The 675-nt window shown below is 62.7% G+C and carries 1 protein-coding gene; it reads left to right on the top strand.

Going from position 1 to position 675, the window contains the following annotated elements; all coding sequences use genetic code 11:
- Positions 1-675, top strand: a 675-nt coding sequence (locus RA28_RS22070) for a proton-conducting transporter transmembrane domain-containing protein (RefSeq protein WP_039533488.1), incomplete at both ends; no start/stop codon positions are given.

Raw genomic sequence — 675 nt, 5'->3', positions numbered from 1 at the left:
CTGATGCTGCTGGTGATTAGCACCGTCGGCGTCGCCGTCGCCCTCTACTCCTTTGCCTATATCCGCGAATATCAGGGCAAGGGCGATGTGACCATCGGCGCGCTGATGAACCTCTTCCTCTTTGCCATGGTGGGCATGGTGCTGGCCGACAACGCACTCGGTTTCTTGCTCTGCTACGAGCTGGTGACCCTCACCACCTACTGGCTGGTCAAAACCAACCCCGAGGCCGCCAAACAGAGCCGCCTCTATCTGGTGATGAACCATATCGGCATGGCGCTGGTGCTGGTCGCCTTCTGGCTGCTCTGCCGCGAATCCGGCTCGCTGGAGTTCTCCGCGCTGCGCGAGCACCATCTGGCGGGCGCATTGGCTTCTCTGGTGTTCCTGCTCAGCTTCTGCGGCTTTGGCCTGCGCGCCGGTTTCGTGCCGCTGCACGGCTGGCTGCCGGTGGCCGAGCCCGTCGCCCCTTCCCATATCTCGGCGCTGATGTCCGGCGTCATGGTGAAGCTGGGTCTCTTTGGCATCTTGCGGGTCAGCATCGATTTTCTCGGCGCCAGCCAGCTCTGGTGGGGCTATGTAGTGCTGATCTTCGGTGCCTGCTCGGCAGTGCTCGGGGTGCTGTTTGCGCTGGCCGAACACGATCTCAAGCGGCTGCTCGCCTACCACACGGTCGAGAAC

Origin of the sequence: Ruegeria sp. ANG-S4, from assembly GCF_000814005.1 — a bacterium.
In the GTDB taxonomy this organism is placed as follows: domain Bacteria; phylum Pseudomonadota; class Alphaproteobacteria; order Rhodobacterales; family Rhodobacteraceae; genus Ruegeria.
The sequence above is the reverse complement of the archived record's forward strand: the minus strand, read 5'-3'. Positions and strand labels throughout refer to the sequence as shown.